This window comes from Nocardioides sp., from assembly GCF_025964975.1.
Lineage (GTDB): Bacteria > Actinomycetota > Actinomycetes > Propionibacteriales > Nocardioidaceae > Nocardioides.
Map to the genome: position 1 here is coordinate 1 of NZ_JAOPXV010000022.1, position 5,009 is coordinate 5,009.

The 5,009-nt window shown below is 71.1% G+C and carries 4 protein-coding genes and 1 pseudogene; all 5 read right to left on the reverse strand.

The genetic code is table 11. The annotated features are described in order from the left end of the window. A pseudogene (locus JWN68_RS01730) lies at positions 1–489 on the reverse strand (cell division protein FtsZ); the annotation flags it as partial. A 216-nt stretch (positions 490–705) separates the two neighbouring features. Continuing rightward, on the reverse strand, positions 706–1,467 hold the full coding sequence (locus tag JWN68_RS01735) for an FtsQ-type POTRA domain-containing protein (RefSeq protein ID WP_297733760.1): 762 nt from the start codon (positions 1,465–1,467) through the stop codon (positions 706–708). Continuing rightward, positions 1,460–2,887, reverse strand: coding sequence for a UDP-N-acetylmuramate--L-alanine ligase (gene murC, locus JWN68_RS01740; protein WP_297733763.1), 1,428 nt, complete (start codon positions 2,885–2,887; stop codon positions 1,460–1,462). The genes JWN68_RS01735 and murC overlap by 8 nt, the downstream gene beginning before the upstream one ends. After that, complete coding sequence (gene murG / locus JWN68_RS01745) at positions 2,884–3,954, reverse strand: undecaprenyldiphospho-muramoylpentapeptide beta-N-acetylglucosaminyltransferase (protein WP_297733766.1); 1,071 nt, start codon at positions 3,952–3,954, stop codon at positions 2,884–2,886. Before murG ends, murC begins: the two co-directional genes overlap by 4 nt. 12 nt (positions 3,955–3,966) lie before the next feature. Further along, positions 3,967–5,009, reverse strand: a 1,043-nt coding sequence (ftsW, locus tag JWN68_RS01750) for a putative lipid II flippase FtsW (RefSeq protein WP_297733768.1), incomplete at its 5' end; no start/stop codon positions are given.

Consider the following 5,009-nt stretch of genomic DNA (forward strand, 5'->3'; position numbering starts at 1 on the left):
GTTCGGGATGACGATGAGGGTGTCGACCTCGGCGCGCAGGCTCTCGATGCCGGTGTCGGCCTGGACCGAGCGGCGCCGGCCCTCGAAGGTGAACGGTCGGGTCACCACACCGATGGTCAGCGCACCGAGCGAGCGCGCGATGCGGGCGACCACGGGGGCACCGCCGGTGCCGGTGCCGCCGCCCTCGCCGGCGGTCACGAACACCATGTCGGCGCCCTTGATGACCTCTTCGATCTCGTCGGCGTGGTCCTCCGCTGCACGCGTGCCGACGTCGGGGTTGGCGCCCGCACCGAGGCCGCGGGTGAGCTCGCGGCCGATGTCGAGCTTGACGTCGGCGTCGCTCATGAGCAGCGCCTGGGCATCGGTGTTGATCGCGATGAACTCGACACCCTTGAGGCCGACGTCGATCATGCGGTTCACGGCGTTGACGCCGCCTCCACCGATACCCACGACCTTGATGATCGCCAGGTAGTTCTGTGCTGCTGCCATGGCTGCAGGCCTCTCGTGACTAGGGGGTCGCTTCGTGTGGGTCGTGTCCGGGGAAGTCGTCCGGTTGGCATGAGTGGCCCTCAGCGACCGCGAAACTCTAACGGTGAGCCTGAGGGTTATAGTTATGTCAACCTCGCGTTGTCATGACCATAGGCATGGCCGACGCGCTGGCCGGGCCGGACACGCCGGGCTGCTGCAATCGATGAGGAGAAATTCTCAGCGGGAGCTGTAGGTCGGGCTCGCGGGCACGCTGACGTCGTAGACCGGCGCCTGCTGCGCCTCGAGGAGCCGGACCAGCACCGTGGCCTTGAGCTCGCTCTCCTCCGCACTCCCCCAGCGCACCTCGCGCCCGTCGCGCAGCACCAGGGTGATCTGGTCGATGGTCTGCACCTCGACATGGTCGACGCGGGCGGCGAGATCTCGAGGCAGCGTGGAGACGACGCCGGCTGCCTCCTTGAGGGCGTCCGTGCCGGTCGACGTCTGCGGCTGGACGCGTGGCAGTCCCGGCGGCACCGAGGTGTACTCACGGAAGAGCACGCCGTCGGCGTCCAGCCCGCGGATCCTGCCGCCGAGCTCGACGACGGCGACGGCCACGCGCTCGGTCAGCGTGATGAGCACCGTGTCGGGCCACGCTCGCGTGACGTCGGCGTCCACGACCTCGGACAACGTCTCCACCCGCCGGGTCGCCTCCTCCAGGTCGACGAGGGCGAGCTGCTCGCCCGCGGGCACAGCCGCGACCCGGGTCACGCGGTCGTCGGAGAGGAGCTTGTTGCCGACCACATCCACCCGCGTGACGGACAGAGTCGTGGAGTAGAAGACCAGCCACACTGCTGCCCCCACGAGGGCGACCAGCGACACGACCGCGACGGCGAACTTCCAGCGCATCCAGCGACGGGCCCACTGCCTGCGAGCGAAGCGCTGGCGGGTGATCCGCTCGGCTCGCTGGTGCGACGACTCGCGCGTGCGGGTCTCAGTCATCGCGCGCCTGCAGGAGGGAGAGGATGCGAGGTCCCAGCTGGGTGATGCTTCCCGCGCCGAGCGTCAAGATGACGTCGCCCCGGCGGGCACGCCGGACGAGCTCAGCGGGGACCGCGTCGAAGTCGGGGAGGTAGGCGACTTCCTCCGCCGGCAGGGGTACGGCGTCGGCCACGAGCGCGCCAGTGACCGCAGGGTCGGCCTCCTCGCGGGCGAGGTAGACGTCGAGGACGACGACCTCGTCGGCCGCCCCGAGCGCCCGGCCCATCTGGGCGCCGAGGGTGCGGGTGCGCGAGACGAGGTGTGGCTGGAAGGCGACCACCAGTCGCCCGTCGCCGACGATGGATCGCGCAGCCTGCAGGTCCCCGGCGATCTCGACGTGGTGATGGGCGTAGGAGTCGTAGACGCGGATCCCGGCGACCTCTCCCTTGAGCTCCATGCGGCGACCGGTCCCCGTGAAGGCAGCGAGCCCTGACGTGAGGTCCGCGAACGAGAAGCCCAGCCGCAGGCCCACAGCCAGGGCGGCAGCCGCGTCCAGGACGTAGTGGTGGCCGGGGATGTGCAGCCGCATCTCTCCCAGCTCGGTGTCACCTCGGAAGACTTTGGTGCTCGAGGCGGCCCCGTCGAAGACGATGTGCTCCAGCCGGAGGTCGCAGTCGTCGGAGACCCCGACCGTGATCACCTCCAGCCCACGCGCGCGGGCGGCGTGCGCCAGCGCGGCTGCGCCCGGGTCGTCCAGGCAGCACACGAGGAAACCGTCCGGGTCGATGGTGGTGGTGAACTCGTCGAAGGCCGCGCGGTAGGCCTCCTCGGTGCCCCAGTTGTCGAGGTGGTCGGGCTCGACGTTGGTGACGATCGCCGCGTGCGGCCGGTAGACCAGGAAGGCGCCGTCGGACTCGTCGGCCTCGGCGATGAAGAGGTCGTCGGAGCCCGCGTCGGCGTTGCGGCCCGTGGCCGTCAGCACGCCGCCCACTGCGTACGTCGGGTCGGAGCCGGCAGCCAGCAGCGCGTTGGTCAGCAGGCCGGTGGTCGTGGTCTTGCCGTGGGTGCCGGCGACGGCGACGACCCGGCGGCCGGTCATGGTGGCGGCCAGCCCCGCCGACCGCGGCAGGAGACGCAACCCGCGACGACGCGCCTCGACCACCTCGGGGTTGTCGTCGCGGGCAGCGGTCGTCACGACGACGGTGTCGGCCTCGCCGAGGTGCGCCAGGTGCTCAGGGGCATAGCCGAGGTGACAGGTCACGCCCAGCTCGCGCAGCGCCGGCAGGAAGGGGGTGTCCTGGTCGTCGGAGCCCGACACGGGGATGCCGGTGGCGGCCATGATCCGGGCGATGGCGGAGAGCCCTGCCCCGCCGATGCCGATGAAGTGCACCCGGCCGAGCTGGGCGGCGGGGAGCAGCACGTCGGGGACCGGCAGCTTCATCGCGCCACGTCCACGATCATCGCGGCCAGCTTGTCGTCGGCGTCGCGCGGGACCATCGCAGCCGCGGCTGCTCCCATGGCCGCCAGGCGGTCTGCGTCGGTGGCGAGGTCCGGGATCGTGGCGGTGACCCATTCGCTGGTCAGGGCCTCGTTGGCGACGAGCAGCGCTCCCCCGGCCTCGACGACAGCGCGGGCGTTGAGCGCCTGCTCGCCGTTGCCGATGGGGAGCGGGACGAAGACGGCCGGCAACCCCACGGCTGCGGCCTCCGTGAGGCTGGAGGCGCCCGAGCGACACAGGACCAGGTCGGCTGCGGCGTACGCGAGGTCCATCCGGTCGACGAAGTGGGCGACGACGTAGGGCACGCCCCTCACCTCGGGAGCAGCCTCACCCTTGGGTCCGACGACGTGCAGCACCTGAACGCCGGCGGCTGCCAGCGCCGGCGCCGCGGCGGCGACCGACTCGTTGATGCGACGTGCACCCTGGGAGCCGCCGGTCACCAGCAGCGTGGGCCGGTCGGGATCGAGGCCGAAGAAAGCGCGCGCCTCGGCGCGCATCGCGCCCCGGTCGAGGGTCGAGATCATCCGCCGGATCGGCAGCCCGACGAGCTCTGCCCTCGCCAGCGGCGTGCCGGGGAAGCTGACCGCCACTCGCGTCGCCACGCGAGCACCGACCTTGTTCGCCAGACCGGGCAGCGCGTTCTGCTCGTGGATGACGAGCGGCAGCCCCCGGCGGCGGGCCGCGAGGTAAGCCGGCATCGAGACGTAGCCGCCATAGCCGACCACCACGTCGGGCCGGACCCGGTCGAAGATCTCGAGCGTGGAGCGTACGGCGCCGCGCAGGCGACCGGGGACCCGCAGCAGCTCGACCGACGGCCGCCGCGGCAGCGGCACGGGAGGGATCAGCACGAGGGGGTAGCCGGCCGCCGGGACGACGGTGTTCTCCAGGCCACGGGGCGTGCCGAGGCAGGTGATCTCGACGCCGGGGTCGAGCCGGCGCAGGGCATCGGCCGTGGCGATGAGGGGCGAGGTGTGGCCGGCGGTGCCACCGCCGGCGAGCAGGATGCGCATGTCGGTGGGTTCCTAACGACCGGCGGAGAGCCCGGCGGAACGGTTGCGGCGGCGGGCGGCAAGCGCCTGCGCCGCCTCGGGCTCGCGACGGGCGAAGCCGGCCAGGATGCCGAGGGCGACGAGGGACGGCAGCAGGGCGGAGCCGCCGTACGACACCAGCGGCAGCGGGATGCCGATGACCGGCAGCACGGCCAGCACCATGCCGACGTTGATCATCATCTGGCCGATCAGCCAGACCACGATGCCGAAGGACATGTAGCGGACGAAGGGGTCCTCGGTGCGCATGGCGATCCGCACGGCGGCGAAGGCGATCGTGAAGAACAGCCCGACGATGAGCAAGGTGCCGACCAGTCCCAATTCCTCTCCCAGCACGGCGAAGATGAAGTCGGTGTGGGCCTCCGGAAGGTCGCCCCACTTCTGCGTCGAGGCAGTGATGCCCTGCCCGAACCACCCGCCGGTGGAGAGGGCGTACAGGCCGTGGGCCGGTTGCCAGCCCGTGCCGTGGTAGTCCTTGAAGGGGTCGGCGAAGGTGGTGATGCGGGAGAGCCGCTCGTTGTCGATCGCCGCCAGGAACACCGCAACGGCACCGATGACTGAGATGCAGACGATGAAGAGCCGGGCGGGCGCGCCGACCACCCACAGCATGCCCAGCAGGATCGCGAAGAGCACCAGTGCGGTGCCGAGGTCACGACCGGCCACGACGAAGCCGGTCGCCAGCAGCATGCCGGGCACGACGGGCACCATGACGTGGTGCACGCTGCCCAGGCGCCGTTCCTTGCGGGCATAGACGTTGGCGGCCCACAGGATCAGGCCGAGCTTGGCGACCTCGGACGGCTGGATGGCAAACGGGCCGACGGCGAGCCAGTTCTGGTTTCCGTTGCGCTCGACGCCGATCATCCACGTGAGGAAGAGCAGCGACAGGGACAGGATGTAGGCCGGCCAGGCCAGACCGCGCACCCAGCTCACCGAGAGACGGGAGGCGATGAACGCACACGGCAGGCCGATGACCACCCACAGCAGCTGGCGCTTCACCACGGCGTAGGAGTCGTCGTAGT